The sequence below is a fragment of the Haloferax sp. Atlit-48N genome (assembly GCF_003383015.2).
Classification (GTDB): Archaea; Halobacteriota; Halobacteria; order Halobacteriales; family Haloferacaceae; genus Haloferax; species Haloferax volcanii.
Map to the genome: position 1 here is coordinate 1,631,882 of NZ_CP137689.1, position 24,114 is coordinate 1,655,995.

Below are 24,114 nucleotides of genomic sequence, written 5' to 3' on the forward strand. Positions count from 1 at the left end.
TCAGTCCCGGAGGCGGAAAAAGCCTCCACACCCGGCATCGGTGTGGGGTTCGTACTCGAATCGGCGGGCTATCCGACGGTTTCAGGCGAATCGAGGGCTCGAACCGCGGAACTACGCTTCGATAACGTCCGCGTCGGGCGCGTTCCGCTTGACGCTCTCGATGCCCTGTTTCGCCTTCTGTTTCGACGCGTAGCCCTCGCCCGAGTCGGCGAGGATGTTCCCGTTGTCGTGGACGAGTCGCCAGCGGTACTTGTCGGCCGCGTCGACGAACACCTCGAAGTGCGCCTTGCTCATACGGAGAAACTGTTGTCAGCCGACAAAAATGTATTCGCCGGCGGAGCGTCGCGGCCGACGCGCCAGTCCGGCGGCTCAGGCGGCTTCGGGTTCGAGCGCCTCGGCGTCGACTTCCAGCAGTCGCGTCTCGCAGTCCTCACAGCGGACGACGAACACCTCCCACGACCGGCAGCACGATTCGGCGGTCTCCGAGCCGAACCGGACGCCGCCGCCGCAGGTCGGACAGCTGTTGAGGTAGATGCGGAGCCCCCGCGCCAGCGCGCTCCGCTGTTCGGCCGTCAGCTGGTCCCGGTCGTCGAGGCGACCGTCGAGGGCGGCGTCGGCGGCCACGTCCGCGACGAGCGCGCCGTTCGACTCCCAGGTGCCGAGGGTGGTGCCGTCGGCCATCGCCACGAGCCACCGGCTCCGAGCGCGAGACTCCAGCGTGACATCGGCCTCGTCGACCCCGGTCAAGCGGGCGAGCCACCGTCGAGCGACCGTCTCGTCGGTGCGCGCGATTTCGTCGTCCCACGCCGATTCGAACGCCGGTGCGAGGCGGAGTTCGTCGCCGCTCTCGTCCAACTCCAACGCGCCGGCGTCCATCAAGGTCGCCTCCACGTCGAACGCCGCGACTGACGCGCCATCGCCGTCTAACTGCCCCGATTCGACCTCCTCGTCCGACGATTCGGCGTCAACGTCGTCATCGGCGGCCGACCCAGGCGCGGATGCGGTGGCCCCGACGCGAGTCTGCGTCGGCTCCTTGTCGAACCAGCGGAGGACCCGGTCGGGGAAGTACGTCTTCGTGAGCGTCGGCGTGCCGGGAATCAGGTAGCCGCGGAAGTAGATGGCCCCCGCGAAGAGGGCGAACGAGACGAGTCCGAGCGGCGGCCACGCGACGCCGAGCACCAGACTCAACGCGGCGGCGATGACGACGTTCACGACGGTACAGGGCGTACACCGGTTCTCGCCGGTGTACTCGGGTTGTCGGAGTCGGTCTGCGAGTGTCGAGGCGGTCATAGCGAGGGGAAGCTTCGTTCCCTCTTACGAGGTCGTTCGCGTCAATAAAGCTACTCGTGATGCGTCACGAGAAACGCAGGTCGTTCACGAGCGCCCGTGAGGTGACGCCCGGCGTCTCAGCGCTTCGGCCGCTTGAACACGAGCGCCGTCTGCCCGCTGTTCGCGCCAGCGCCGCGCGAGTCCGAAATCGTGTCCACGAGCTCCCAGCCGTCGCCGCCGAGGGAGTTGAGCGCGTCTTCCATCGGGGAGGTGTCGCCGCTGAACAGGCCGCCGTCGGCCGTGCGGACGATTTTGTACTCCCACTCGCCCGAGTTACTCATCGGATTCCTCCGCGCCGCGGTCAGCCGCGGCGGGCTGTTTGCGCTCGTACGTGACGAACGAAAAGCCGTCGCGGTCGTCGCGGTCGGTCTCGACCCACTTCCCGCGGTCCCACTCGGGGAACCGCGTGTCGCCTTCGTGTGCCGCGTCGAGTTCGGTGAGCACCAGCCCCGCGGCGCGGCCGAGGAACTGCTCGTAGACGGTCGCGCCGCCGACGACGTAGACGGTCTCGACGCCCATCTCGTCGGCCGCGTCCTCGGCGGCGGCGACCGCCGACTCGACCGACTCGACCGCTTCAGCGCCCTCGGGGAGGTCGAGGTCGCGGGTCGTCAGCACGACGCTGTGACGCTCCGGAAGCGGGCCGCCGAGCTGGCGGGCGATGCTCTCGTAGGTCTTTCGACCCATCAAGACCGGGTGGCCGGTCGTCGTCCGCTTGAACTGTTTCAGGTCCTCGGGGAGGTGCCACGGCATGTCGCCGTCGCGGCCGATGACGCGGTTGTCGGCGACGGCGGCGACGAGGACGAACCGGACCGCGGCGTCGCCCTCGGTTTCGGACCCAGAAAGCTCCTCGCCGCTCATTCGGCCACCGCGAAGCGAATCCCGTCGGCCGGGTCGTAGTCGCGGAGGACGATGTCCTCGAACGAGAGGTCTTCGAGCGGCACGTCGGCCACGTCGAGCGCGGGGCGCTCGCGCGGCTCGCGCGAGGCCTGCAAGAGCAGTCCGGGGACGTGGTCGTAGTCCTCCTCGCCGTCGGCCTCCTCGGGGGCCGCGTCGAGGAGCCATTCGCGCACGTCGAGGTATTCGTCGGGCGACTGCACGTCGGCGAGGCGGGACTGGAGTTCGTCGAGGTGGTCGCCGTACCACGCGCCGCGCTCGCCGGCCCCGCAGTAGACGTGGGCGTCGACGATGGTGTGGGCGAACGACCCGAGTTCGAAGCCGGCGCGCTGGGCGACGACCTGCGCGAGGATGGCGTACGCCGCGAGGTTGAACGGGACGCCGAGCGCGATATCGCCGGAGCGCTGGGTCAGATGGAGGTTGAGTTCGTCGCCCTGCACGTTGAAGACGAACGTGTAGTGACACGGCGGGAGCGTCGAGACGGCCGCGTTGGCGGGGTGCCACGCGTTGATGACCAGCCGGCGCGAGTTCGGGTTCTCGTCGAGCGTGTCGAGGACGTACGCGAGCTGGTCGAACGTCCCCTCGTCGTTCATCCAGCGGTGGCCGTCGTCGGGCCACGCCTCGCCCGCAAGCCCCTCCTCGGGGACCGGGTAGCGCCGCCAGAACCGGCCGTAGGCCGTGTCGAGGTGGCCCTCCTCGTCGGCCCACGCGTCCCAGATGCCCGTCTCCTCGCGGAGGGTGCGGATGTGTTCCTCGCCGGAGAGATACCACAGCAGTTCGTGGATGAGGGAGTTCCAGCGGAAGCCCGAGAGGTCCTTCGTCGTGAGCAGCGGAAAGCCCTCTTGGAGGTCGACGGTGTAGTGCTTCGAGAAGCCCGAGATGGTATCGACGCCCGTTCGATTCGGTTTGTGCCGCCCGGTTCCGAGAACGTCCGTGACGAGGTCGAGATATTGGCGCATGAGAGGTGCCCTGGTTGGGTGTTGGTCGTCGTCGGTCCCTCTAAATCCTACCGTCCTCGGCCCGGATTTCCGCAGCGCCCACAACACCGAATACCCCGCTTTTCGTACCCGTGACCGTGATTCGCAATCTCGCAGGAGACATCCGCGCCTTCACGAGCAACGTCTTTCTCGTCGACGGCGAGACCACCGCGCTCGTGGACACCGGGGCGAACTTCGACGTGGTGCCGACGGTCCGCGAGGTCACCGACTCGCTCGACGCGGTGTACCTCACCCACACGCACCCCGACCACATCGGCAACGTCGACGCCGTCCGCGAGGCGTTCGACGTGCAGACGTGGGGCTACGACACCGGCAACCTCGCCGTAGACAGGCGCATCGACGACGGCGAGCGCGTCCAAATCGGTGACGACGTGTTCGAGGCGGTCCACACGCCGGGCCACAAGGACGACCACCTCTGCTTTTTCTCCCGCGGGTCGGGCGTCTGCTTCGCGGGCGACCTCGTCTTCGCCAACGGCGGGTTCGGTCGGACCGACCTCCCCGAGGGCGACCGCGGCGCGCTCGTCGAGAGCATCGACCGCCTGCGCGAGGTGGTCGGCGGCGACCTGACCGAACTCCACACTGGCCACGGCCCGAGCGTCGCGACTCGCCCGAGCGAGGACCTCGAACTCGCGGCCCGCGCGGCGCGGACGAGGTAAACCGTCGCCTCGCCGCGTCACCTCGCGCTAGCGACTCGTGTAGCCGCCGTCGACGGTGAGCGCCTCGCCGGTCGTGAACGACGCGCCGTCCGAACAGAGCCAGACGACCGCGGAGGCGATTTCGTCCACGTCGCCGAGGCGGTTCATCGGGTGGAGCGACTCGATTCCCTGGCGCGCTTCGGGGTCGTCGAGGCCGCCTTCCCCGAGCAGGGGCGTGTCGACGAAACCCGGGCACACCGCGTTGACGCGGACGCCCTGTTCGGCGTACTCGATGGCCGCGGTCTTCGTCAGTCCGAGGACGCCGTGCTTCGCGGCGACGTACGGGGCCGCGTTCGCGAAGCCGACTTTCCCGAGAATCGACGCCATGTTGACGATGACGCCGCCGTCGACGTCGAGCATCGCGGGAATCTCGTGTCGCATCGACCGCCAGACGCCGTTGAGGTTCACGTCGACGACCCGGTGCCACTCGTCGGCCGAGAGGTCGGCGGTCGGTTTCTGCGGGCCGCCGATACCCGCGTTGTTGCAGGCGAAGTCGAGTCGGCCGTACTCGGAGACAGCCGTGTCGACCAGCGCGGCGACGGCGTCGTCGTCCGTCACGTCCGTCTCGACGAATATCGCCGTCCCGCCGGCTTCTTCGATGCGTGCGACGGTCTCCTCGCCGCCCTCGACGTTCACGTCGGAGACGACGACGCGCGCGCCCTCCGCGGCGAACGCCTCCGCGGTCGCGCGACCGATTCCAGAGCTAGCGCCGGTCACGACCGCGACTTCGGTGTCGAACTGAGTCATCGTACGAGAGAGAACACACCGACCTGACAGATAACCGTTTGTGCGACTCTCACGCCGGAAGAATATCGGGGACACCGAGCCGCGCGGTGCGGGTGTGGTCGTTATTCCTCGTCTGCTTCGGGGACGGCGTCGGGATGAAGGCCGAAGTAACCCGGTTCGTCGCTCCGCGGGTCGTTGATGACGAAGTCCTCTTGGTTGGCGACGATCCACGGAATCGTCCACTGGATGATGCGGTCTTCGGTCTCCTCGGCGAGGTCGTCCTGCGGCGACAGCCCCTGCATCAGGCGGGCGATTTCGCCCACGGTGTACATGTAGTCTGGGTCGAGGATGTCGGCGGGTTCGTACAGGAGATACCCGTAGAGGGTGTCGAAGTCGTCTTTCGGCTTGGGCATGCGTGCGCTTCTCGGCCGACGGGCAAAACCCCGACGACCGCGGGCGGCGGGTGACGAGCATCGGCGGCGACGGCAGTGCGACTGACGAGCGTGCCCATCGCTCCCTTACAGCCTTCGATAACCCCATAAGTAGGCTTATCAGCCGTGACGCCAGACCCGAAACGATGAGCGACGCCGCCGCACGACTCGTCGAGGCCTTCCGTAGCTTCGGCGGGGACGACCTCCGCGACCTCTGGGTCTTCGACCACCACGGGTACGAACACCTCTACGTCAGGGAGGACGTGTCCGATGCGCTCGAATGTCTCGACATCTCGCAGTTTATCGACAACGAGCGGTTCGGATACGTCACGAGAGACACCTACGAGACGCTGTACTACGCGGACTACGGCTACACCGTCCGCGGGTTCGACTCGTTCGAGCAGTTTCGGACCTTCGTCGGCGACCGCCCCACCGGAATCCTCGCCGGCTTCGACCGCGGGGCTGGCCGCGACTTCGCCGCCCTGCACGACCGCGTCTGCGCGCTGAACGACGAGTTCGACGGGGCGGACCTGTTCAGCGACCCGACCGCCCGCGACCGACTGCCCTGAGGTCGAGCGGAGCGCATCCGCGGACTGATTTGATTCGATTCGGTTCGACGCGGACAGCGCCGCCGCTGACGGCGTTGCGTCCGAAAGAAAAGTCGGGATGTACCGGGTTTACTCGAAGAGTTCGACGGCCTGCTCGTAGCGAGCGGCGGGTTCGTCCCAGTCGACGACCTCGAAGAACGCGGAGACGAAGTCGCCGCGGGCCGGGCCGTAGTCGTGGTAGTACGAGTGCTCCCAGACGTCCAGCGCGAGGATGGGATGGCTACCCCAGAGCGCGCCCTGGTCGTGCTTGTCGACGACGACGTTCCGAAGCTGGTTCGAGAACGAGTCGTACACTAAGAGCGCCCAGCCGCCGGCCGCGCCGGCCGCCGCTTCGAATTCGCCCTTCCAGGCTTCGTAGGAGCCGAAGTCCTCCGCGATGCGGTCTGCGAGCGCACCCTCGGGCTCGTCGCCGCCTTCCGGCGACATGTTCTGCCAGAACAGGTCGTGCAGAATGTGTCCCGAGCCGTTGTGGGTGACGTTGCGGAGCGCGCCGGCGGACGAGCCGAACTCGCCTGCTTCGCGGTTCTCGGCGAGGGTTTCTTCGGCCGCGTTCCAGCCGTTGACGTAGCCCTGGTGGTGGGTGTCGTGATGCCACGTCAGCACCTGCTCGGAGATGTGCGGTTCGAGGGCGTCGTACTCGTACGGAAGCGGGTCGAGTTCGTAGCTCATAATGTGTAACCTCCGTATCATGCGTCGGGCGGAATCCTGTTAAAACTTGAGGAGGGGTATGCTAGCACAAACCACAGTATGCGGGTCGCTATCGGTCGATTTCTCCGCTTCGAGAAGCTCCGGTTCGCGCGAGCGTGTCAGCCGTCGAACGGCTTCGTCCGGCGCTCGTACTCGATTTCCGTCGAGACGGCGTCGGCGATTTCGGCTCCGAACTCGCGTTCGACGAGATGTAACGAGAGGTCGAGACCGGAGGTGACGCCGCCCGCGGTGAGCACGTCGCCGTCGTCGACGACGCGCGCTTCGACGACTTCCGCGGCCGTCTGTCGGAGGTCGGAGAGCGCGCCGCCGTGGGTGACCGCGGGGCGCCCGTCGAGGATGCCGGCGCGGGCGAGGAGCATCCCGCCGGTACAGACGCCGGCGACGGTCGTTCCGGCCTCGTGGAGCGCGGCGATGGCATCGGGAATCTCGCCCTTCTCGGCTTCGGCCCACGCGCTCTGGTCGGCGCGGGAGTTCCAGCCGCCGCCGGGGACGACGAGCAGGTCCGGGCGGTCGGTTTCCGGGTCGAGGGCGCCGTCGACGCCGACGCGCATCCCGTGGCTCGCGGTCACGAACTCGCGGTCGTCGAGCGCGACGAGTTCGGCCTCGCAGTCGGCCCCGGCCGCGCCGGCGTTCTGGAACACCTCGAACGGCGCGACGGCGTCGAGTTCGTCGAAGCCGTCGTAGAGGATGATAGCGACGTGCATGAACTCTGAGTCGGGTCCCGAGCAGAAAGCCGTTCGTGCCGCGGCGACCGAGGGCAAAAAACAGCAGGCGGGGTCAGTCGTCGCTCAGTCGTCGCCGCGGGCGGCCTCGAACATCGAAATCGCGCGCTCGCGGCGCTCGGCGTGGTCCACGATGGGCTCCGGGTAGTCGGGCGCGAGCCGCTCGCGTTCGAGGTCGGTCAGTTCGTGCCACTCGTGGATGGTGTTGGCCGTCACGTCCGAGAGCTCGGGGACGTACCGCTTGATGTACTCGCCGTCGGGGTCGTAACGCTCGCCCTGCGTCATCGGGTTGAAGATGCGGAAGTACGGCTGGGCGTCGGTCCCCGTCGAGGCGGCCCACTGCCAGCCGCCGTTGTCGTTTGCGGTGTCGTGGTCCGCGAGGTGCTCGCGGAAGTGCGCGTAGCCGTGTCGCCAGTCGCACAGCAGGTCCTTCGTGAGGAACGACGCGACGATCATCCGGACGCGGTTGTGCATGTACGCCTCCTCGCGGAGCTGTCGCATCCCGGCGTCGACGATGGGGTAGCCGGTTTCGCCCGCCTTCCACGCCGCGAGTTCCTCGTCGTCGTCGCGCCACGCGATGTCCTCCTCGTACTCCTTGTAGTTCTCCGTGACGACGTTCGGATGCTCTCGGAGGACGTGGGCGTAGAACTCCCGCCACGCCAACTGCGACTGGAACTCCTCGACGGACTCGTCTCTCTCGCCGCCGACGCCCTCGCGGGCCGCGGCGGTCGCCGCGTACACCTCGCGGATGCCGATGGTCCCGAACTTGAGGTCCGTCGAGAGCCGCGACGTGGCGTCCCGCGTCGGGTAGTCGCGGTCGTCGGCGTAGCGGTAGATGGCGTCCGCGCAGAACGCCGAGAGGCGCTCGCGGGCCGCCTCGGTCCCCGCCGACTGGACCGATGCCGACGGCTCCTCGAAGCCGAGGTCCGAGATGGTCGGGAGGCCGCCGACGGCGATGTCGAACTCTGCGTCGCCGTTGGTGAGGTCTTCGGCCGCGGATTCGAGCGTGGCGGCGTCGACGAGGTCGTCGGCGTCCGGCTCCGGGTACGGGTCGGGCTTGTCGCGGTCGCGCCACTTCTTCCAGAAGTAGGTGTAGACGGAGTAGGTGTCGCCAGCGTTTGTCGTGATGCTCCCCGGCGGGTGGAAGATGGCGTCGTGGACCGGCTCGCGGGCGACGCCGGCCTCGTCGAGGGCGAGCCGCACGTCCGCGTCGCGCTCGCGGGCGAGCCCGGAGTAGTCGATACCCCACACGGCCCGCTCGGCGTCGAGCGCCGCCGCCACCGCCGGCACGACCGTCCGGGGGTCGCCGCGGGCGACGAGCAGGTCGCTCCCGCGCTCTCGGTAGGCGTCGCGGAGCTCGGAAAGCGCGTCGAGCAGGTACCTGACGCGGGGCGCGCCGGCGTGGTCGAGCACGTCCCGGTCGAAGACGAAAAGCGGGGCGACGGGGCCCGCCTCCGCGGCCGTCGCGAGGCCGCGGTTGTCCGCGACGCGCAGGTCCCGGCGGTGCCAGTGCAGTTGCATGTGCGCGCCTCAGGACGGCGGCTATGTGAATGTAGCGGCAGTCGGACGCCGACGGGCCGAAAAATCGGCCGACCGGCTCGTTCGACTGAACTTAATCGCTCGCTGTCGCTGGAAACGGTGTCCTACCGCGTCTCGCGGCGGCAGTCGCTCGTGTTCGGACACCCGTTGGCATGGATGTGGTACGATAGTCGACACTCGCGGCGGCGCGACTGTCGCGGGTAATGTGATGTTATCGACCGAAGTCCGGCACGGGAGCACGTTTACGTTCTTGCTATCTGGTGTACCCGGTTCATACCTATACGGCGTCGTACCCACGGTTCTGGTATGTCCGGGCATCGCTGCCTTCCTGACTCCGGGGTCCGACAGCCGCGTCTCCGGTCTCCGCTCGTGTTTCCGCTCCTCCTCTTGACGTTCGTCTGCGGGACGCTCGGGTGGCTCGTCTGGGTCCCCTACGGCGCGTTCCTCGGCGTGCTCCCGCCCGTCGTCGTCTTCAGCTTCGCGTTCCTCGAACTCTCGTCGGCCTCGCCGTCGCCCCCGCAACTCCCGTCGGCGCGGCCGTCGCCGCCGCTCTCGCTCGACGGCCGGGTCGACCTCGCCGCCGCGTTGCACGGCGCGGGCGTCTTCGCGACCGACGCGGACGACAACCTCTCGCTGTCGCCACAGTTCGCCGACGACTGGCGAGCCCGAATGCTCGAAGCCGACGGGCGAGACGGCGACCGCGAGGCGCTCGCGGCGCTTCTCGGCGTCGACTCGGACAGAATCGAGATGGGGTGGAACGAGCGGGGGCTGTTCGCGCGACTCGACCACGGAACCGTCGGTCGGTGGTCCTCCCGCGCCGCGTTCGTCGCCGACCGCACGGCGGTCGCGACGTTCCGCCGGTACTACCCCGAGTGGTGGCGGCTCTCGACGGCCGACCGGAACCGCGTCCTCGGGGCGCTTCGGTTGTGTCTCCGGACGTGCCCGACCTGTGACGGCGCGGTCGCGGTCGAAACCGAACGGTTGCGGACCTCCGACGGGACGAAACGGCACGTCTCGGCCGTCTGCCGGGGCTGTGACGCGACGCTGTTCGACGGCGTGGTCGAGCAGTCGGCGGCCGAACAGTCCGGGTCCGACGAGGGTGCCGGCGTGCACCCGCAGAACACGCGGTAAGCGAGGCGAGAGCGCGAGGCACGCCGCGCCCGGCGAGCGCCGACGGGTCGGCGCGAGCGCGGGCCTCTCAGGGGAGCGAGTCGATGCCGTCGCGCCGCCCGTCGAGCACCGAAAAGCGCTCGTCGCGGCGTCGTTCGAGCCACCGGAGCAGGCGCTCCGCCCACCGAAGTTTCCGCGCTTTCATCGCGTCCACGGTCGGGTCGTCGAAGTCCCAGCCGGCGAAGACGAGCCGCTTTGCCCCGAGTTCGTCGGCGATGAAGACCGCCCGGTCGCCGTCGGTGAAGCCGCCCCAGTTGACGACGGGGCCGACGGGAGCCGCCTGCGTCGTCCCGAGGACGTGGTCGGCGTCGAACTGTGGAACCCACTCGCGGACCGCGGGAAGGTTGTCGCCGTGGGCGTGGGCCGCGACGGGCACGCCCGATTCGGTTAGTTCGACCGCCGTCTCGGGATTCTTGTCGAGGTCCGTCACCATCAAATCGAGGTCGAACCCGGCGTCTCGCACCGCGTCGGCTGCGGTGGAGGCGGCGACGACCACGTCCACGTCGGGGTCGTCGAGTCGGTCGAGTTCGGCGTCGAGCGTCGGGGCCGCCCCGCAGACGGCGACGGTCGCGCCCGCCCAGTTCAGCCGGTCGCGGTCGAACGGTTTCACGAGGTCCGCGAGCGCGTCTCTGGCGCGCTCGTCGCCGGTTCGGTCGAAGCCGAAGTCGTCGAGAATCCGCCCGTAGACGGGTTCCCACGTGGTGAAATCCATGGTATAGCTGTCGCTCAGAATGTAACTGTATGGGCCGGAACGGCACTCGTGTACCCCTACCCGCGTGCCCTTCCGGCGTCCACAGGACCGTTTTAGAGTCGGATGGTATAAGTTTTCTCTTAGTAGAACGGTCAACGTCTGCCGAACGTCAGACGGCGAGACGGGTCTGTGAGGGGTTCACGCACCAGTTATCGCGTCGCCCGCTCGACCGTTTCGAGGGCGGCTTCGAGGGCGTCGGAGGCGTCCGTGACGAGCGTCGAAAGCCGGGCGAGCGCGGCGGGCGTCCCGACCAGCAGCGCCCCGGTGTCGCCGGCGGCCAAGACGGCTCCCGCGTCGCCGGCGGCGGCTTCGAGGGCCTCGCGGTCGTCGACTCCGAGTCCTTCCAGTTCGAAGACGCGCGTGACGCTCTCGGCCGCGAGGTTGCGGTTCGCGCCGACCCGGTCGAGGTGTCTGGCGGCCTCGCCGGTCGTCGTCACGTCGAGTTCCTCGACCGACACGTCGCCGGGGTCGCGGACGCGGCGGCGCGCGAACTCGTGACCGATGAGGGCCGCGTCGCGGGTCTCTTTCACGTCGTGGGTCCGGACGACGTGGGCACCGCGCTCGACCGCCATCGACGTGGCGGCGAGGCTGACGGGCAGAGCCTCCTCGGTCGAGCGGCCGGCCACGTCGCGGAGGAAGTTCTTGCGGTTGATGGAGACCAGGATGGGATAGCCGTAGCCGCGGAACTCCCGCAGGCGGTCGAACGTCTCGCGGTCGTGTTCGAGCGTCTTCGCCTCCGACCAGCCGCCGAAAGCGGGGTCGAGGATGGTCTTGTCGGTGAAGCCGTTCAGTTCGAGGGCGTCGTAGATGTCGTCGACCTCCTCGATTGCACCGGGGCGGGTGAGGTCCGGGGGGCTCGCCATCTTGGCGACGGCGGCGTCGAACTCCTCGCAGACGCGAGGCATCTCCGGGTCGGCGAAGCCGCAGATATCGTTGACCATGTCGAACCCACCGTCGAGCGCCGCCTCCGCGACCTCGTGGTAGCGCGTCTCGATGGAGAAGACGGCGTCGCCGGAGACGCTGTCGAGGACCGAAAGCGCCGTGTCGAGGCGGTCGAGTTCGTCTTCGGCCGACAGCACGTCGAGGCGCTTGTTCGCGGATTCGAGGCCGATATCGACGATGTCGGCCCCCTCGTCGATGAGTTCGCGGTCGACGTACTCGGCGGCCTCGCTCGGGTCGTTGAACACGCTCGGCTTGTACGGGGACTCCTTGGAGACGTTCAGCACGCCCATGATTCGGGGCGGGTGGTCGTCGCCAATTTCGAGTCCTGCCGCATCGACGGTGCGCATACCCGTCGGTTGGACCACACGACTATATGCCGACCGGTCGCGGAAGGCGGGCAGCCAGCCCTGCGGCGCTCGTTCGCCGTCGCTCGCGGACGACTGACCGGCATCACGCCACTTTTATCCGCCGCTCGGCTACCTCGGACCATGGCGAAGGTCAGCGTCGGACTCCGCGGATGGCGCTTCGAAGAGTCCGAGATATTCACCGACGAGGGCGAGTTCAAACCGCTCGACGAGATTCCCGAGGACCCACGGGAGCGTCTCATGCGCCTCGTCTCGCTCGTCGAGGAGCCGTGCGACGCCTGCTATCTAATCCACGGCGACGAGGAGATACAGCAGTGCCGACAGGCCGCCATCGTCTACGGCGAGCCCCGCGAGGAGGTGCTTCTCTGCGAGCACCACGAGCCGGACTTCCTCTACTGGTTCCGCGAGGAGGACGGCCGCGACCTCGTCGGCGACGCGGTGTTCGCCGACGCCTTCCACGAGTGGTTCGCCGCCGGCGGCCGCGCGCCCGACGGCTACGGCGGGCTGGAGTACGTCGACACCGAACCCGACGAACTCCCGTCGCCGCCGGACGCCAACGAGATACAGCGCCGGCTGGAGGAGAACTTCGTCGAGGGCGAGCGTATCAACCTCCGCGACTACGGCCCCGGCGCGGACGACGAGGACGGGACGCCCCTGACCGAAGACGACCTCGACGGCGTCGACCTCGACACGGACTACCCGACGAAATGAGCGACGACCCAGACGCCGACGCCGTCGATGTTGTCGACGCCGCCGATACCGCCGATACCGCCAACGCCGCCACCGGTGACGCCGGGGACCGCGAGTTCGTCGTCGTCGTCGTCGAACCCGAGACGCCCGGCAACGTCGGGACCATCGCGCGGGCGATGAAGAACTTCGGCATCTACGACCTCCGCCTCGTCGACCCGCCGCCGCTCGACCCCGACGGCGAGGCCTACGGCTTCGCCGGCCACGCCCGCGAGGACGTGCTTCCGAACGCCACCGAGACGACCCTAGAGGAGGTCGTCGAGGAGTTCCACACCGTCGGGACGACCGCGGTCTCCCACGAGGACTCCACCCGGCACGTCCGCTACCCGTTCAAGACGCCGGTCGAAATCGCCGACTCGCTGGAGTCGGTGGAGACGAAGACCGCGCTCGTCTTCGGCCGCGAGGGAACCGGCCTCGACAACGAGGAGTTGGCGATGCTCGACGAGGTCTGTTGTATCCCCGCCGACGACCGCTATCCCGTGCTCAACCTCGGGCAGGCGGCGACGCTTCTCATGTACGAACTTCGCCGGTTTACGGTCGAGGAGACGCAGCTACCGGATGTGGAGCGCGAGCGCGCCTCAGAGGCGGAAATCGAGGTCGTCTACCGCTTTTTCGACGAGTTGCTCGACGCCGTGGACTACCGCGAACACAAGCGAACCAAGACCTCGCGGATGATGCGCCGACTGCTCGGCCGCGCCCACCCGACCGAGCGCGAGGCCGCGACGCTGACGGGCGTGTTCCGCCGGGCCGCCGAGGCCGTCCGCGACCCGGACCGCTTCCGCGACGACGAGAGCTGACGCGTCCGCGCTACTCCGCGTCGTCGTCCCGGCGGGCGAACATCACGTAGCTCACGAACGAACAGACTTTCTCGACCTCGCCGGACTCGCGCGCCGCGCGGGTCGTCGTCCGAATCTCCACGAGGCCGCGGCTGTCGGTCTCGACGGTCGTCTCCAGCACCTCGTTTTCCACGACGAGCGTGTCCCCCGGATACACCGGTTTCCACCAGCGAAGCTCGTCGACGCCTTTCGCGCCGAGGGCGGCCGAGTCACCGAGGAAGCCGTCAACGAGCAGGCGCATCGTCATCGCCGTGGTGTGCCAACCGCTGGCGATGACGCCGCCGTACATCGACTCGGACTCGGCGCGCTCCGGGTCGGTGTGGAACCACTGCGGGTCGTACTGTTCGGCGAACTCCAGCACCTCCGCTTCGGTCACGTCGTACGCGCCGAACTCGTGGGTGTCGCCGGCCGCGAAATCCTCGAAGAACTGCATGACTCCCCTTCGGCCGGCCCCGTGGAGAAAGTAGCGGTGTCGGCGGTCCGGGCGGCGCACGCGGCCGAGCGCACCCCGTTTTCGTTCCCCCGCCCCTGAGCGCCAGACAGCTTTTGCGGTCCGACCCCGTATCCCCACGCGAGATGGCAACGTCCCCGCGCCGCTCTCGCCTCCCGATGGTCGTCGTCGGCGTCGTCGTCCTCGCGTTCTACCTCTCGCTCAGCGCGCTCAGCGCGTTCGCGGTGGTGACGCTCTGGCGGCTTCGCCCCGACCCCCTGACCGCCGCCGTCGTCGGCGTCGCAGTCGCCGTCGTCCTCGGCTATCTGAGCTTCCGCTTCGGCACGGTGCGCCTGCTCAGCCAACTCGACGCGCGGGATATGTCGCCCGCGGAGTCGCCGTCGGTCCACCGCCTCCGCGACCGCCTCGCCGAGCGGATGGACCTCGACCCGCCGACGCTGAAGCTCGCGCGTTTCGCCGCGCCGAACGCGATGGCGCTCGACCCGATGGGCCGCGACGTGGTCGTCCTCGACGCCTCGCTGTTCCGCCTCCTCGACGCCGACGAGTTCGAGGCGCTGCTCGCGCACGAACTCGCGCACCTCGAACGGAAAGACGGGCTGGTCCAGTCGCTCGTGGCGAGCGTCCTCCAGACGGTCGTCGGCGTCGGCTACCTGTTCGTCTCGCCGGTGACGTTCCTGACGACGGGCGTCGCCCTCGGCTCGGCGTGGATGCGCGGCCGGCCGGGGTCGTGGACCGAGACGCTCGCCGGGCGGATTCGCCTCCGACTGGACGAGTTCGTCGGGCTGTTCGGCTTCGGCCTCACCGTGTTCGTCCGGTCGCAGTCGAGAAAACGGGAGTTCGCGGCCGACGCGCGGGCCGCCGAGGTGACGGACAAGCCGATGGCGCTCGCGTCGGCCCTGCGGAAGTTAGAGCGGGCCGCCCGGCCGCAACACGGCCTGTCGCCGCTGTGGGTGTACGGCGAGGTCGAGGTCGAAGACTCGGTGTCGGACCTGCTTTCGACCCACCCCTCGACCGACGAGCGCGTGGAGCGACTGGCAGCGATGGCCGACGAGTCGATGACGCGAATCGAGGTGCGCTGAGATGCCCGGCTCGCCCGACCCGGTGCTCGGTAACTGGCTTCTCACCCACATCGTCGCCGTCGCCGCCGCGCTCGGCACCGTCGCCGTCGTCTACGTGACCCGCGCCCGGAGCGCCCGAAGCTTCCTGACGCCCGCGCTCGTCGGCGGCGGCTACGCCCTCGCCACGCTCGCCGTCTGGACCGCGGCCCGACTCGTCACCGACGCGTTCCCCTCGGGGCTGGTCGAAGACCCGCTGACCGCGGCGGGCTTCCTCGGCGTTTCGTTCCTCCTGCTCGCCGGGTTCGTCGCCGTTTCGGCCCTGCTGTTCGCTCGCCGCGGGCTGGTCGCGCCGCTCGTCGGCCTGTTCGGCGTCACGGAACTCGTCTGGTGGGCGTTCCTCCACGTCCGCGGCGAGACCGATGCGCTGGGGATGTTCCTCATCTTCGGGCCGGTGCTGTTGGTGCTTCTCGTCGTCGCGGCCGGCGTCGAGTTCGCGGGGCGGTGGGGCTGGCGGCGGTTCGTCCGCCAGAGCGGGCGATCGGCGTCGTGAGAACGGAGAACGGAGAAAACGGGATGCGGTCCGAGGCCTCGGCGGTCAGGCCCGCTTTTGAATCTCCTCGCGGAGCACGTCGCTGACGACGCCGCCGTCGGCCTTGCCGCGGAGCGCGCCCATCGCCTCGCCCATGAGGGCGGAGAACGCGCCCATGCCCTGCTGTTCGACTTGGTCGGCGTTGCGCTCGACGACCTCCGCGATGGCCTCGCGGACCTCCTCTTCGGAGACGCCGGAGAGGCCGGCCTCCTCGACGGCTTCCTCGGCCGTGAGGCTCGGGTCCTCGGCGATGGTGGCGAGCACGTCGTTGACGCCCTCCTTGGCGAGGTCGCCGTCCTCGACGAGCTGCATGACCGCGAGCAGGTGGTCGTCGGTGAGTTCGGAGACGGCCACGTCGTCGCGGCGGAGTTCGGTCAGCGTCGATTCGAGCAGCCCCGCCGCGAACGTCGCGTCGATGCCGGCGTCCACGGCCTCCTCGAACAGCGGCATCGTCCGGCCGTAGGCGACCTGCTCCGCGAGGCCGGCGTCGAGGCCGAACTCGGCTTGGTAGCGGTCGACCTTCTCGGTCAGGAGTTCGGGCGTCTCCACGTCGCTCGGGTCGAGGTCGACGGGGGGTACGTCCGTCTCGGGGTACATCCGGGCCGCGCCGGGGAGCGGGCGGAGGTAGCGCGTCGTGCCGTCGTCGTTGGCCCCGCGGGTCTCCTCGGGGACCTCCTCGATGGCGACTTCGGCGCGTTCTGCGACCGCGTCGATGGCGAGGTCGGCCGTCTCGGGGTCGTCGGCGACGATGGCGACCGCGTCCTCGGGGCCGGCGTCGACCGCCTCGCGGAGCGATTCGACCTCGGCCTCGGTGACGCCGTAGGCCGGGAGTTCGTCGGTGTGGAAGATGCCGCCCGCGCCGTGGCGCTTGGCGTGGTCGGACAGTTCCGTGCCGAGGCGGCGGTCGGGCTGGAGTTCGCGGCCGACGAGGCCGTCGAAGCCGTACAGCGGGACGGCCGTGACCTTCCCGCCGGCGTCGAGCGCGCCGCGGATGACGCCGGAGTCCGAGTCCTCGAACACGTCGGTCACGTCGGCCACGCCGCCGACGGAGGCGTCGCGCGACTGGAGTTCGTCACGAATCTCGACGAGTTCCGCCTGTCGGCCGACCTCGAAGCGGACGATTTCGTCGATTTGGTCGAGCGCCTGCACGCCCTTGATTTCGACGCGCGCGCCGTCGGCGATGGAGACGTTCACGTCCTGCCGGATGGTACCGAGGCCGCGTTTGACCTTCCCGGTCGAGCGCAGGAGCATCCCGATGGTCTGGGCCGCCTCGCGCGCCTGTTCGGGCGAGGAGATGTCCGGGCCGGTGCCGATTTCGACGAGCGGGATGCCGAGGCGGTCGAGGCTGTATAGGACGCCGTCGTCTCGCTCTTCGACGCGCTGGGCGGACTCCTCTTCGAGCATGAGGTCCACGACGGAGACGGGGCCGTCTTCGGTCTGAATCTCGCCTTCCTGCGCGATGAGCGACGAGCGCTGGAACCCCGAGGTGTTCGAGCCGTCGATGACGAGCTTGCGCATGACGTGCGCCTCGTCGACGACGTTCATGTCGAGCAGTTCGGCAATCTGCATGGCGACCGTCCGCGCCTCGTGGTCGAGTTCGTGCGGCGGCTCGTCGTCCTCCTCGACCAGACAGGTCGAGTCGTAGGCGAGATACTCGAACTCGCGTTCGACGCGGCTCTCTTCGAGCGCGGCGTCGTCGAGTTCGCCCAGTTCGCTCTTGGTCGGATGGAGGAAGCGCGTGAACGTGCGCGTCGCCTCGTCGGGCTCGCGGAGGTCGGTCGGACACCCGCAGAACAGCTTCGTCTCGGTGTCGAGTTGCTGGTGAATCTCCAGCCCAGCCACGAGGCCGAGGTCCTCGTAGTCGTAGTCGTACTCGGTCATTGGTACTCCCTGCGTTCGGGGGGAGTAAAAAAGGATTCAGTCTGCCGTCAGAGGCGACGAAGCCCCTCGCCGATACCTTCGACCTGTTCACACTCGGGACAGACGTACGTCCACCCGTCGTTCGTCGCTCGTCCCTCCGGGAATACGGCCCCACAACCTCGACACTCCAACATGTCTCGCCCGCGGGCCCGCTGCTGTTGCAGTCCGGCCATACTGGTATAATCGTCAAAATCAAGCTTCAAAATACCGATTTTCGAGATTTCGTGACAGTTCTTCACTCGGGGGTGACTGTCACGGCAGCGCCGGAGTGCGATTGCTACCGCGAACCGAGTAAATATAACCGTCTTCGCGGCTGAACTGACCGAAATCGACGCGAACGCGACCCGAACCGAGCGGGTCGCCCGCTCGACTCAACGTATCAAAAAGTGGACTGTTTTTCGCCGGGGCTCAGTCGTCGCCGAGGATGCCGCGATGGGTCATCTTCTCGGGGTCGAGCACCTCGTCGGCTTCCGCCTCGGTGAGGTAGCCCTCGTCGACGGCGACCTGTCGGACGCTTTTGTCCTCAGCGAGCGCCTTCTTCGCCACCTTCGAGGCCTTGTCGTAGCCGATTGCGGGGTTGAGCGCCGTCGCCAGCGCCATCGACTGTTCGACCCGCGTCTCGCAGTGTTCCTCGTTAGCTTCGAGTTTGGCGACGAACCGCTCGGCGAAGACCTCCGAGGAGTTCGCCAGCAGCTTCGCTGATTCGAGGAAGTTGTGCGCGAGCACGGGCTTGTAGAGGTTGAGGTCGATTTGGCCCTCCGCGGCACCGGCGGAGACGGCGGCGTCGTTGCCGACGACCTGCTTGTGGACCTGATTGACCGCCTCCGCGACGACCGGGTTGATTTTCCCGGGCATGATGGAGGAGCCGGGCTGGTTCTCCGGCTGTTCGAGTTCGCCGAGCCCGTTGCGCGGGCCGGACGCGAGCAGGCGGAGGTCGTTTGCGATTTTGTTCAGGGAGCCGGCGACGGTGCGGAGCGCGCCGTGGGCCTCGCTCATCGCGTCGTGGGCCGCCTGCGCCTCGAAGTGGTTGTCGGCCTCGCGGAACTCGACGCCGGTCTCCTCGGTCATGTACTCGGCTGCCTTCGCCGGGAACTCGGGGTGCGTGTTGAGTCCCGTGCCGACCGCGGTGCCGCCGAGCGCGAGTTCGCCGAGGTGCTCGCGCACGTTCTCGACGCGGCGGATGCCCTTTTCGACCTGCGTGCGGTAGCCGCCGAACTCCTGTCCGAGGCGGACGGGCGTGGCGTCCTGCAAGTGGGTTCGGCCGGTCTTGACGACGCCGTCGAACTCGGCTTCCTTGTCGCCGAGCGCCGCGGCGAGCGTCTCCAGCGCGGGAAGCAGGTCCTTCTCGACGGCTTCGAGGGAGGCGACGTGCATGGCCGTCGGAATCACGTCGTTGGAGGACTGGCCGAAGTTGACGTGGTCGTTCGGGTGGACGACGCGGTCACCGATGCCCTCGCCCATAATCTCCGCGGCGCGGTTGGCGATGACCTCGTTGGCGTTCATGTTCGAGGACGTGCCCGAACCGGTCTGGAACACGTCGACGGGGAACTGGTCGTCGAGCTCGCCGGCGATGACCTCGTCGGCGGCCTCGACGATGGCGGCCGCGACGTCCTCGTCTATCATGCCGAGGTCGCGGTTGGCCTGCGCGGCGGCCTTCTTCACCACGCCGAGCGCGCGGACGAACCGCCGCCCGAAGGTGATGCCGGAGATGGGGAAGTTCTCGACCGCCCGCTGGGTCTGTGCGCCCCAGTAGGCGTCGACAGGCACTTCCATCTCGCCGAGACTGTCCCGCTCGATTCGATAATCATCGTCGCCCATGATTCGGGGGTCGTTTTGGCAGGAGGTAAAATCCATTGGTCCGTGCGCCTCACTGACAGCCGCGACTGTCGGCGGTCGCGCGGCGCGTCAGTCGGCGCGTCGGCTGACATGCCAACCGCGACGGCCGCGGCGACCGCGGCGGTTCGGTCACTCCTCGCGCGCCGCGTACTCCTCGGGCGTGTACGTCTTCAGCTCCATCGCGTGGATGTCCGTCGTCATGTGGTCGCCGAGGGCGTCGTAGACGAGTTGGTGCTGTTGGACGAGCGACTTCCCCTCGAAGGCGGGCGAGACGACGACGGCGGCGTAGTGGTCGTCCTCGTGGTCCTGGTCGACCGTTCGCGGCCGCGAGACCGTCGCGTCGGCGTCCTCGATGTGCGATTCGATGAGGTCCTCGATGGCGGCGAGTTCCATGTGCGTACTGGCGGCCCGCGCCGGGAAAAAGCGTCCGGGAGGTGGCGACCGCGCTCGCGGAGGTTTTTATTCGGGGACGACACACCTCGGGTCGTGACTGACGCGACACCCACCGCCGGGCCCGAGGAGGCCGTCCGCGTGCTCCGCGACGACCACGAGCGACTGCTGACCGTCGTCGGCCAGTGCGCCACCGCCGTCACCGCGGAGTGGGACGGCGATTCCGTGACGGACCGCGAGCGCGTCGTGCCCCCGTTCAGGCGCGCGCTCGACGGCTCCGGCGCGCTGTCTCGCCTGCCGCGGGCGCTCGCTGACGCGGTGACGGCTACCGGTCGACCGATGGCCGCGCCGCCCGTCGCGGCCCCGCCCTACGTGGTCGTCACCGGCGAGGGCGTCGTCCTCCGCGCCAACCTCGGTGACGGCCGACTGGTGGTGCTCCTCCGGGCGTTCGAGGTCGACCGTGGCGGCGATGGCGACGGCGACAGTGACGGCGACGGCGGCGACGGCGGCGACAGCGAACCCCACCGCTACCGCCGCATCGACGGCGTCGAAATCGAAGCCGAAATCGTCTGAGTCGGGTCTGGTCGGAGCGGGGCGGGTCGCTCTCGGCCGCGTTTACATCTGATAGCGGCGCACGTCGTCCCGCGGCGGGGCCTGCGACTGCCCGGTCATCTCGTCGTAGGTCATCCCCGCGAGGTACTCGTCGTAGGTCACGTCGTAGCCCTGCCGGAGGTGGAAGTCGAGCTGGCCGCGGTCGAGTTCCGACTGGAACAGCGCGTGGACCGCCCGGCGGACGAGTTCGTCCGCGTCGTCGGGGTCGAACAGGGCGACGAGCATGGCGAGTTCGTGTCGCGTCTCGCGGTCGAGCGACACGTCGAGGCTGTCTCCGAGGTCTCCGTAAGCCGCGTCAACGTCGTCTGTGAGTTCGTCGAGCGTCATCGCCCGGCGATGGGGCCGTCACGGGGATACGCGTTTCGACCGCGCGGGAAGGACCGCGCTCCGGCATCGCCACGGCTAAACGCCGGCCGTCCCAAGCCGGGGCGATGAGCGACGCGTCGTCCGAACTCCCCGCCGACCTCGACCGCGAAGCAGTCCAGTCCGCGCTCACCGAGTGGTACGAGGCCGACCACCGGGACTTCCCGTGGCGGCGCACCGACGACCCCTACGAGATTCTCGTCTCCGAGGTGATGAGCCAGCAGACCCAACTCGGCCGCGTGGTCGAGGCGTGGGAGGCGTTCCTCGACGAGTGGCCGACGACGGCCGACCTCGCGGCGGCCGACCGCGCCGACGTGGTCGGCTTCTGGACGGACCACCGACTGGGCTACAACAACCGCGCGAAGTACCTCCACGAGGCCGCTCGGCAGGTCGAAGAGGACCACGGCGGCAAGTTCCCCCGGACGCCCGACGGCCTCTCCGAGCTGATGGGCGTCGGCCCCTACACCGCCAACGCGGTCGCCTCCTTCGCGTTCAACAACGGCGACGCGGTGGTCGACACCAACGTCAAGCGGGTGCTGCACCGCGCCTTCGCGGTCCCCGACGACGACGCGGCGTTCGAAGCCGCCGCCTCGGAACTCATGCCCGACGGCGAGTCCCGCGTCTGGAACAACGCCATCATGGAATTGGGGGGCGTGGCCTGCGGGAAGACGCCCACCTGCGACGAGTCCGGCTGTCCGTGGCGGCGGTTCTGCCACGCCTACGAGACCGGCGACTTCACCGCGCCCGACGTGCCGACCCAGCCGAGTTTCGAGGGGAGCAGGCGGCAGTTCCGCGGGCGGGTCGTCAGAGTTCTCGGCGAGTACGACGACCTCGGCCTCTCGGAGTTAGGACCCCGAGTCCGCGTCGACTACGGCGGCGACACGGGTGCGGAGTGGCTCCGCGGCCTCGTGGACGACCTCGAATCCGACGGCCTCGTCGATGTCGCGGAGGGCGACGACGGCGTCCGCGTCTCGCTGGCGAAGTAGCGCCACCTCCGGGCGATTTCCATTACGGCACTTTCAGATAGGCGTCGCCGGCCGCCTGTCGCGTCACGAGTTCACCGACGCCCGAGGGGACCACCTCGACGCCGTCGGCCAGGCGGTCGGCGTCGAACCCGCGGCCGTCGAGGGAGTTCCGACAGGCGCAACAGCGGACGCCGGCCTCGAACAGCGAGTCGAGGCGGTCGCGGACGGGCGAGTCATCGAGAAACAGGAGCGCCGCGTCGCCGTTGGCAAGAAGGGTGACAGTGTCCGTCTCGACCGTCTCGTCGTCGAGCAGGTTTCGGACGTTGCGGATGGCGTGTCGCCAGTCACCGAGGTCGGCGCTGGAGACGTGGAAGACGACGTTCACGGTTGGTTTTCGCCCCCCGGCTCCCTGTGTGTTGCGCCCGTCCGACACGCCCGGAGGCGGCCGACGGGGTTTTCACGCAGTCACGGAGACACAGGATATGACGCAGCCACACGTGGTCGCCATCTGCGGCAGTCTCCGCGACCACAGCTACACCCGACTGGCGCTCGAACACGTCCTCGCAGGCGCGTCCGCCGCCGGCGGAACGACGGAACTCGTGGACCTCCGCGAGTACGACCTCCCGCCGCTCGACGCCGACTTCGACGAGCAGGGCGGCTCGGCCGAACTCGTCCGCGTCGTCGACGGCGCGGACGCGGTCATCCTCGGGACGCCGGTCTACCACGGCTCGTACTCCGGAATCCTCAAGAACGCCCTCGACTACTGCGGCTTCGACGAGTTCGGAGAGAAGACCGTCGGCCTACTCGCCGTCGCCGGTGGTTCCTTCCCCGTGATCGCCCTCGAACATCTCCGGTCGGTCTGCCGGTCGCTGAACTCGTGGGTGCTTCCCCATCAGGTCGCGATTCCCCGCGTCTCCTCGTCGTTCGACGGCGACGACATCACCGACGAGGACCTGCGCGAGCGGGTCGAACGACTCGGCCGCGACGCGGTCGTCTACGCCAACATCGAGCCGGAGCCGCCGACGTTCGAAAGCGGCGAAAACGTCGGCGCTGACGACTGACTCGCCGTCACGGGCCATCCGTCCACCCCGCCTGTCAGCGGCGTCGAACCGCGGAGCCGACCCGTCTCGACGCCCGACGGTCGCCGCAGATGAACAACCGTTTTGACCCTCCTCGTCCCCCTGTCAGGATATGCACGCCATCACGCAGAGCGGATGGATAGAGGTCATCTCCGGCTCTATGTTCTCGGGGAAGACGGAGGAACTCCTCCGACGCCTCCGCCGGGCCGAAATCGCCGGGCAGGAGATTTCGGTGTTCAAGCCCCAACTCGACGACCGCTACGGCGAGACGACGGTCGGCTCGCACGCCGGCCGGTCGTGGGAGGCGAGCGTCGTCCCCTCCGAGGGCGAGGGCGTCTGGCAAATCGCGGAGGAACTCAACGGCGAGGACGTGGTCGCCATCGACGAGGCCAACTTCTTCTCGGCCGAACTGGTCGACGTGTGCGAGGCGCTGGCCGCCGACGGTAAGCGCGTCGTCGTCTCGGGGACCGACCAGACGTTCCGCGCCGAGCCGTTCGACCCGCTTCCGCAACTGATGGCGCTCGCCGAGTACGTCGACAAGCTTCAGGCCATCTGCACCGTCTGCGGTGAGCCGGCGACCCGGAACCAGCGGCTCATCGACGGCGAGCCGGCTCACGTCGACGACCCGACCATCCTCGTCGGCGCGGAGGAGTCCTACGAGGCGCGGTGCCGGAACTGTCATACCCTCCGGCGGGACTAGAGGCTAGCGTGACTACTTGGGTCGAAACCCCACGGGAGGGCCGCGACCGCGGGCTGGCCGGCCTCCTCCGCGCGTGGGTCGCCGTGGTCGCTCGCCCCCGCCAGTTCTTCCGGGACGGCGTCGCTCCCGGCGACCAAGCGCCCGGGCTGGTGTTCGCCATCGCGGTGGCGCTCGTCTATCAGGGCCTCGGGTACGCCCTCGCGCCGGCGACGATTCCGGCCATCGAGGGCGGCCCGCTCGTCTCGGCGCTCGTCGCCCTGCTCGTCGTCGCGCTGTTCGTCGCGCCGGCGTTGCTCCACCTGACGGCGGCCATGCAGACGGCGCTTCTCATCCCGCTTCTGTCCCGCCGCGCGGGGGTGAGCGAGACGGTGCAGGTCATCGCCTACGCCGCCGCGCCCTGTGCCTTCGCCAGCCTCCCGATTCCCGGCGTTCGCGCCCTCTGTGCGGTCTACGGGGCGGTACTCCTCGTCGTCGGCATCAGCGAGGTCCACCAGACGACGGTGCCGAAAGCCGCGGTCGCGGCGGCCGTCCCCGCCGGCGTGGTGTTCGGCTACGCCTTCGGGGGCTTCCGCGCCCTCGGTGAACTCGCCGCCGCGCTCGCGCTCGTCTGAGCCGAACCGGCCCGTATTTCGCCCGCTTCGACCGACCGAGCGGCGATTTCTCGCCCGCGAACGCGCGAATCTTCTCTGA

At 68.8% G+C, this 24,114-nt stretch carries 31 protein-coding genes; 12 read left to right on the plus strand and 19 right to left on the minus strand.

The features are described from left to right. Positions 1-111: 111 nt before the first annotated feature. The 5 genes from DEQ67_RS08750 to thyA form a co-directional block, all read right to left on the minus strand. Positions 112-294: an HVO_2922 family protein gene (locus DEQ67_RS08750; RefSeq protein ID WP_004061144.1), complete on the minus strand. Its 183-nt coding sequence runs from the start codon at positions 292-294 to the stop codon at positions 112-114. 75 nt (positions 295-369) lie between these two features. Beyond that, positions 370-1,290, minus strand: coding sequence for a hypothetical protein (locus DEQ67_RS08755; protein ID WP_115861650.1), 921 nt, complete (start codon positions 1,288-1,290; stop codon positions 370-372). Between the two features lie 116 nt (positions 1,291-1,406). Continuing rightward, positions 1,407-1,610, minus strand: coding sequence for a DUF4177 domain-containing protein (locus DEQ67_RS08760; protein WP_004061148.1), 204 nt, complete (start codon positions 1,608-1,610; stop codon positions 1,407-1,409). Next, positions 1,603-2,187, minus strand: coding sequence for a dihydrofolate reductase (locus DEQ67_RS08765; RefSeq protein WP_115861652.1), 585 nt, complete (start codon positions 2,185-2,187; stop codon positions 1,603-1,605). The genes DEQ67_RS08760 and DEQ67_RS08765 overlap by 8 nt, the downstream gene beginning before the upstream one ends. Next, entirely contained in the window at positions 2,184-3,182 is a 999-nt protein-coding gene (thyA, locus tag DEQ67_RS08770; RefSeq protein ID WP_004044747.1) for a thymidylate synthase, read from the minus strand. Before thyA ends, DEQ67_RS08765 begins: the two co-directional genes overlap by 4 nt. Positions 3,183-3,298: 116 nt before the next feature. On the opposite strand from thyA, the gene DEQ67_RS08775 reads away from it, so the two are divergent. Next, positions 3,299-3,877 (plus strand): MBL fold metallo-hydrolase, encoded by a 579-nt coding sequence (locus tag DEQ67_RS08775; protein ID WP_049896348.1) that lies wholly within the window; start codon positions 3,299-3,301, stop codon positions 3,875-3,877. Between the two features lie 27 nt (positions 3,878-3,904). Here DEQ67_RS08775 and DEQ67_RS08780 read toward each other — a convergent pair whose 3' ends face one another. Continuing rightward, positions 3,905-4,663 carry an SDR family oxidoreductase gene (locus DEQ67_RS08780; RefSeq protein WP_115891514.1) on the minus strand — a complete coding sequence of 253 codons (759 nt, stop codon included), beginning with the start codon at positions 4,661-4,663 and terminating at the stop codon, positions 3,905-3,907. Positions 4,664-4,764: 101 nt separating this feature from the next. After that, on the minus strand, positions 4,765-5,055 hold the full coding sequence (locus DEQ67_RS08785; protein ID WP_004061159.1) for a DUF5827 family protein: 291 nt from the start codon (positions 5,053-5,055) through the stop codon (positions 4,765-4,767). A 164-nt stretch (positions 5,056-5,219) separates the two neighbouring features. Between DEQ67_RS08785 and DEQ67_RS08790 the strand changes: the two genes are divergently transcribed. Further along, complete coding sequence (locus DEQ67_RS08790; protein WP_004061160.1) at positions 5,220-5,642, plus strand: DUF7522 family protein; 423 nt, start codon at positions 5,220-5,222, stop codon at positions 5,640-5,642. Positions 5,643-5,750: 108 nt separating this feature from the next. Here the strand turns inward: DEQ67_RS08790 and sod are convergent, their stop codons facing one another. The 3 genes from sod to DEQ67_RS08805 form a co-directional block, all read right to left on the minus strand. Further along, positions 5,751-6,350, minus strand: a complete 600-nt coding sequence (gene sod, locus DEQ67_RS08795) for a superoxide dismutase (protein ID WP_115861656.1) — start codon at positions 6,348-6,350, stop codon at positions 5,751-5,753. A 137-nt stretch (positions 6,351-6,487) separates the two neighbouring features. Next, positions 6,488-7,093, minus strand: coding sequence for a DJ-1/PfpI family protein (locus DEQ67_RS08800; protein ID WP_115802739.1), 606 nt, complete (start codon positions 7,091-7,093; stop codon positions 6,488-6,490). An 84-nt stretch (positions 7,094-7,177) separates the two neighbouring features. Continuing rightward, positions 7,178-8,632 (minus strand): cryptochrome/photolyase family protein, encoded by a 1,455-nt coding sequence (locus tag DEQ67_RS08805; RefSeq protein ID WP_115891513.1) that lies wholly within the window; start codon positions 8,630-8,632, stop codon positions 7,178-7,180. Positions 8,633-9,019: 387 nt separating this feature from the next. On the opposite strand from DEQ67_RS08805, the gene DEQ67_RS08810 reads away from it, so the two are divergent. After that, the gene (locus DEQ67_RS08810; RefSeq protein WP_115891512.1) at positions 9,020-9,781 is read left to right on the plus strand and encodes a hypothetical protein; all 762 of its coding nucleotides are present in this window, start codon (positions 9,020-9,022) and stop codon (positions 9,779-9,781) included. A 67-nt stretch (positions 9,782-9,848) separates the two neighbouring features. Here the strand turns inward: DEQ67_RS08810 and DEQ67_RS08815 are convergent, their stop codons facing one another. Further along, positions 9,849-10,532 carry a 6-hydroxymethylpterin diphosphokinase MptE-like protein gene (locus DEQ67_RS08815; RefSeq protein WP_006601580.1) on the minus strand — a complete coding sequence of 228 codons (684 nt, stop codon included), beginning with the start codon at positions 10,530-10,532 and terminating at the stop codon, positions 9,849-9,851. 188 nt (positions 10,533-10,720) lie between these two features. Beyond that, complete coding sequence (folP, locus tag DEQ67_RS08820; RefSeq protein ID WP_115891511.1) at positions 10,721-11,860, minus strand: dihydropteroate synthase; 1,140 nt, start codon at positions 11,858-11,860, stop codon at positions 10,721-10,723. Between the two features lie 141 nt (positions 11,861-12,001). On the opposite strand from folP, the gene DEQ67_RS08825 reads away from it, so the two are divergent. Both DEQ67_RS08825 and DEQ67_RS08830 read left to right on the plus strand, forming a co-directional pair. Then, positions 12,002-12,589: a hypothetical protein gene (locus DEQ67_RS08825; RefSeq protein WP_004044724.1), complete on the plus strand. Its 588-nt coding sequence runs from the start codon at positions 12,002-12,004 to the stop codon at positions 12,587-12,589. Further along, positions 12,586-13,422, plus strand: a complete 837-nt coding sequence (locus tag DEQ67_RS08830; RefSeq protein ID WP_115802745.1) for an RNA methyltransferase — start codon at positions 12,586-12,588, stop codon at positions 13,420-13,422. The genes DEQ67_RS08825 and DEQ67_RS08830 overlap by 4 nt, the downstream gene beginning before the upstream one ends. A gap of 10 nt (positions 13,423-13,432) precedes the next feature. Here the strand turns inward: DEQ67_RS08830 and DEQ67_RS08835 are convergent, their stop codons facing one another. Next, entirely contained in the window at positions 13,433-13,894 is a 462-nt protein-coding gene (locus DEQ67_RS08835; RefSeq protein WP_115861664.1) for a MaoC family dehydratase, read from the minus strand. Between the two features lie 176 nt (positions 13,895-14,070). Here DEQ67_RS08835 and DEQ67_RS08840 point away from each other — a divergent pair, with 176 nt between their 5' ends. Then, complete coding sequence (locus DEQ67_RS08840) at positions 14,071-14,991, plus strand: M48 family metallopeptidase (protein WP_115803309.1); 921 nt, start codon at positions 14,071-14,073, stop codon at positions 14,989-14,991. Between the two features lies 1 nt (position 14,992). After that, positions 14,993-15,520, plus strand: a complete 528-nt coding sequence (locus tag DEQ67_RS08845; protein ID WP_115802747.1) for a hypothetical protein — start codon at positions 14,993-14,995, stop codon at positions 15,518-15,520. A 45-nt stretch (positions 15,521-15,565) separates the two neighbouring features. Here DEQ67_RS08845 and gatE read toward each other — a convergent pair whose 3' ends face one another. The 4 genes from gatE to DEQ67_RS08865 form a co-directional block, all read right to left on the minus strand. After that, on the minus strand, positions 15,566-17,440 hold the full coding sequence (gene gatE / locus DEQ67_RS08850) for a Glu-tRNA(Gln) amidotransferase subunit GatE (protein WP_008608558.1): 1,875 nt from the start codon (positions 17,438-17,440) through the stop codon (positions 15,566-15,568). 47 nt (positions 17,441-17,487) lie between these two features. After that, positions 17,488-17,652, minus strand: a complete 165-nt coding sequence (locus DEQ67_RS08855) for an HVO_2901 family zinc finger protein (protein WP_013035362.1) — start codon at positions 17,650-17,652, stop codon at positions 17,488-17,490. 235 nt (positions 17,653-17,887) lie between these two features. Further along, complete coding sequence (locus DEQ67_RS08860; protein WP_006601578.1) at positions 17,888-19,297, minus strand: class II fumarate hydratase; 1,410 nt, start codon at positions 19,295-19,297, stop codon at positions 17,888-17,890. A 147-nt stretch (positions 19,298-19,444) separates the two neighbouring features. Beyond that, a complete protein-coding gene (locus DEQ67_RS08865; RefSeq protein WP_004044717.1) occupies positions 19,445-19,708 on the minus strand; it encodes a BolA family protein in 264 nt (87 codons plus the stop codon). Positions 19,709-19,801: 93 nt separating this feature from the next. On the opposite strand from DEQ67_RS08865, the gene DEQ67_RS08870 reads away from it, so the two are divergent. After that, entirely contained in the window at positions 19,802-20,278 is a 477-nt protein-coding gene (locus DEQ67_RS08870; RefSeq protein WP_115802749.1) for a hypothetical protein, read from the plus strand. Between the two features lie 42 nt (positions 20,279-20,320). On the opposite strand, the gene DEQ67_RS08875 is transcribed toward DEQ67_RS08870, so the two are convergent. Continuing rightward, positions 20,321-20,644 carry a hypothetical protein gene (locus DEQ67_RS08875; protein WP_004044715.1) on the minus strand — a complete coding sequence of 108 codons (324 nt, stop codon included), beginning with the start codon at positions 20,642-20,644 and terminating at the stop codon, positions 20,321-20,323. A 104-nt stretch (positions 20,645-20,748) separates the two neighbouring features. Between DEQ67_RS08875 and DEQ67_RS08880 the strand changes: the two genes are divergently transcribed. Next, positions 20,749-21,666: an A/G-specific adenine glycosylase gene (locus DEQ67_RS08880; RefSeq protein ID WP_115802750.1), complete on the plus strand. Its 918-nt coding sequence runs from the start codon at positions 20,749-20,751 to the stop codon at positions 21,664-21,666. A gap of 22 nt (positions 21,667-21,688) precedes the next feature. Here the strand turns inward: DEQ67_RS08880 and DEQ67_RS08885 are convergent, their stop codons facing one another. Continuing rightward, positions 21,689-22,030: a DsrE family protein gene (locus DEQ67_RS08885; RefSeq protein WP_004044711.1), complete on the minus strand. Its 342-nt coding sequence runs from the start codon at positions 22,028-22,030 to the stop codon at positions 21,689-21,691. Between the two features lie 97 nt (positions 22,031-22,127). On the opposite strand from DEQ67_RS08885, the gene DEQ67_RS08890 reads away from it, so the two are divergent. From DEQ67_RS08890 to DEQ67_RS08900, 3 genes are all read left to right on the plus strand, one after another. Next, on the plus strand, positions 22,128-22,706 hold the full coding sequence (locus tag DEQ67_RS08890) for an NADPH-dependent FMN reductase (RefSeq protein ID WP_004061201.1): 579 nt from the start codon (positions 22,128-22,130) through the stop codon (positions 22,704-22,706). A 130-nt stretch (positions 22,707-22,836) separates the two neighbouring features. Continuing rightward, on the plus strand, positions 22,837-23,424 hold the full coding sequence (locus DEQ67_RS08895) for a thymidine kinase (RefSeq protein ID WP_004061202.1): 588 nt from the start codon (positions 22,837-22,839) through the stop codon (positions 23,422-23,424). Between the two features lie 83 nt (positions 23,425-23,507). After that, complete coding sequence (locus tag DEQ67_RS08900; RefSeq protein WP_004061204.1) at positions 23,508-24,035, plus strand: YIP1 family protein; 528 nt, start codon at positions 23,508-23,510, stop codon at positions 24,033-24,035. Positions 24,036-24,114: the final 79 nt, after the last annotated feature.

Bases quoted from the DNA above. Each gene is read 5' to 3' on its own strand.
- DEQ67_RS08750 (WP_004061144.1), bottom strand. From the start codon at position 294: ATGAGCAAGGCGCACTTCGAGGTGTTCGTCGACGCGGCCGACAAGTAC.
- DEQ67_RS08755 (WP_115861650.1), bottom strand. From the start codon at position 1,290: ATGACCGCCTCGACACTCGCAGACCGACTCCGACAACCCGAGTACACC.
- DEQ67_RS08760 (WP_004061148.1), bottom strand. From the start codon at position 1,610: ATGAGTAACTCGGGCGAGTGGGAGTACAAAATCGTCCGCACGGCCGAC.
- DEQ67_RS08765 (WP_115861652.1), bottom strand. From the start codon at position 2,187: ATGAGCGGCGAGGAGCTTTCTGGGTCCGAAACCGAGGGCGACGCCGCG.
- thyA (WP_004044747.1), bottom strand. From the start codon at position 3,182: ATGCGCCAATATCTCGACCTCGTCACGGACGTTCTCGGAACCGGGCGG.
- DEQ67_RS08780 (WP_115891514.1), bottom strand. From the start codon at position 4,663: ATGACTCAGTTCGACACCGAAGTCGCGGTCGTGACCGGCGCTAGCTCT.
- DEQ67_RS08785 (WP_004061159.1), bottom strand. From the start codon at position 5,055: ATGCCCAAGCCGAAAGACGACTTCGACACCCTCTACGGGTATCTCCTG.
- DEQ67_RS08790 (WP_004061160.1), top strand. From the start codon at position 5,220: ATGAGCGACGCCGCCGCACGACTCGTCGAGGCCTTCCGTAGCTTCGGC.
- sod (WP_115861656.1), bottom strand. From the start codon at position 6,350: ATGAGCTACGAACTCGACCCGCTTCCGTACGAGTACGACGCCCTCGAA.
- DEQ67_RS08800 (WP_115802739.1), bottom strand. From the start codon at position 7,093: ATGCACGTCGCTATCATCCTCTACGACGGCTTCGACGAACTCGACGCC.
- DEQ67_RS08805 (WP_115891513.1), bottom strand. From the start codon at position 8,632: ATGCAACTGCACTGGCACCGCCGGGACCTGCGCGTCGCGGACAACCGC.
- DEQ67_RS08815 (WP_006601580.1), bottom strand. From the start codon at position 10,532: ATGGATTTCACCACGTGGGAACCCGTCTACGGGCGGATTCTCGACGAC.
- folP (WP_115891511.1), bottom strand. From the start codon at position 11,860: ATGCGCACCGTCGATGCGGCAGGACTCGAAATTGGCGACGACCACCCG.
- DEQ67_RS08825 (WP_004044724.1), top strand. From the start codon at position 12,002: ATGGCGAAGGTCAGCGTCGGACTCCGCGGATGGCGCTTCGAAGAGTCC.
- DEQ67_RS08830 (WP_115802745.1), top strand. From the start codon at position 12,586: ATGAGCGACGACCCAGACGCCGACGCCGTCGATGTTGTCGACGCCGCC.
- DEQ67_RS08835 (WP_115861664.1), bottom strand. From the start codon at position 13,894: ATGCAGTTCTTCGAGGATTTCGCGGCCGGCGACACCCACGAGTTCGGC.
- DEQ67_RS08840 (WP_115803309.1), top strand. From the start codon at position 14,071: ATGGTCGTCGTCGGCGTCGTCGTCCTCGCGTTCTACCTCTCGCTCAGC.
- DEQ67_RS08845 (WP_115802747.1), top strand. From the start codon at position 14,993: ATGCCCGGCTCGCCCGACCCGGTGCTCGGTAACTGGCTTCTCACCCAC.
- gatE (WP_008608558.1), bottom strand. From the start codon at position 17,440: ATGACCGAGTACGACTACGACTACGAGGACCTCGGCCTCGTGGCTGGG.
- DEQ67_RS08855 (WP_013035362.1), bottom strand. From the start codon at position 17,652: ATGGCCGGACTGCAACAGCAGCGGGCCCGCGGGCGAGACATGTTGGAG.
- DEQ67_RS08860 (WP_006601578.1), bottom strand. From the start codon at position 19,297: ATGGGCGACGATGATTATCGAATCGAGCGGGACAGTCTCGGCGAGATG.
- DEQ67_RS08865 (WP_004044717.1), bottom strand. From the start codon at position 19,708: ATGGAACTCGCCGCCATCGAGGACCTCATCGAATCGCACATCGAGGAC.
- DEQ67_RS08875 (WP_004044715.1), bottom strand. From the start codon at position 20,644: ATGACGCTCGACGAACTCACAGACGACGTTGACGCGGCTTACGGAGAC.
- DEQ67_RS08880 (WP_115802750.1), top strand. From the start codon at position 20,749: ATGAGCGACGCGTCGTCCGAACTCCCCGCCGACCTCGACCGCGAAGCA.
- DEQ67_RS08890 (WP_004061201.1), top strand. From the start codon at position 22,128: ATGACGCAGCCACACGTGGTCGCCATCTGCGGCAGTCTCCGCGACCAC.
- DEQ67_RS08895 (WP_004061202.1), top strand. From the start codon at position 22,837: ATGCACGCCATCACGCAGAGCGGATGGATAGAGGTCATCTCCGGCTCT.